Annotated in this window: 1 protein-coding gene and 1 pseudogene; both read left to right on the top strand. The window is 66.7% G+C overall.

Going from position 1 to position 561, the window contains the following annotated elements; genetic code table 11:
* A pseudogene (locus N5J71_RS22365) lies at positions 1–375 on the top strand (IS21 family transposase); the annotation flags it as partial.
* A gap of 17 nt (positions 376–392) precedes the next feature.
* The coding region (locus N5J71_RS22360; RefSeq protein ID WP_279917670.1) for an ATP-binding protein at positions 393–561 on the top strand (169 nt) is incomplete at its 3' end.

Raw genomic sequence — 561 nt, 5'->3', positions numbered from 1 at the left:
CGGCACAGCACGCAGGCCGAGCACATGCCCAAGAGCCATCGCGAGCATGCCGAGTGGACGCCGCAGCGGCTGATCCGCTGGGCCGAGCAGACCGGGCCGAACACCGCCGGCGTGATCAGCCACATCCTCGAGCGGCGCATCCATCCGCAGCAGGGTTACCGGGCCTGCCTGGGCATCCTGCGCCTGGGCAAGACTCATGGCGAAGTGCGCTTGGAGCTGGCCTGCCGACGCGCCCTCAGCCTCGGCGCGTGCAGCTACAAGAGCCTCGAATCGATCCTGCGCCAGGGCCTGGAAAGCCTGCCGCTGGCTCAAGCCAACCTGCCGCTGCTGCCGGACGACCACGCCAACCTGCGCGGCCCCGGCTACTACCACTGAACACAAGGAAACTCACCATGCTGCCCCATCCGACCCTGGACAAGCTGCAAACCCTGCGCCTGCACGGCATGCTCAAGGCGCTGAACGAACAACTGAAAACCCCAGACATCGACAGCCTGAGCTTCGAGGAACGCCTCGGCCTGCTGGTCGACCGCGAGCTGACCGAACGCGATGACAAGCGCCTGA

The organism is Ectopseudomonas oleovorans (genome assembly GCF_029845265.1).
GTDB lineage: Bacteria > Pseudomonadota > Gammaproteobacteria > Pseudomonadales > Pseudomonadaceae > Aquipseudomonas > Aquipseudomonas oleovorans.
The sequence above is the reverse complement of the archived record's forward strand: the minus strand, read 5'-3'. Positions and strand labels throughout refer to the sequence as shown.